At 32.3% G+C, this 223-nt stretch carries 1 protein-coding gene; it reads right to left on the bottom strand.

What is annotated here, in order from left to right; translation table 11 throughout:
- Positions 1–223: HNH endonuclease (locus ACGF5R_RS25085; protein WP_387693375.1), on the bottom strand; the 223-nt coding region annotated here is incomplete at both ends.

Here is a 223-nt window from a genome sequence, read left to right on the forward strand (position 1 = left end):
TCCAAATCCTGATTTATCCATAGAAACTACTGGTGATTTCTGGTTATCACACAACCCTGTTTTCCATGCATGTTTTAGATTTTGCTCGTTGGTACACCATTCAAGATTATTCACATGATTATTTTTTTTATTTCCGTCGATATGATTAACAATTGGATAATTATTGGGGTTTGGTATGAAAGCTAATGCAACAAATCTATGCACTAACTGATGCTTATTTTTA

It is taken from the genome of Photorhabdus sp. RM71S (assembly GCF_042879355.1).
Classification (GTDB): domain Bacteria; phylum Pseudomonadota; class Gammaproteobacteria; order Enterobacterales; family Enterobacteriaceae; genus Photorhabdus; species Photorhabdus kayaii.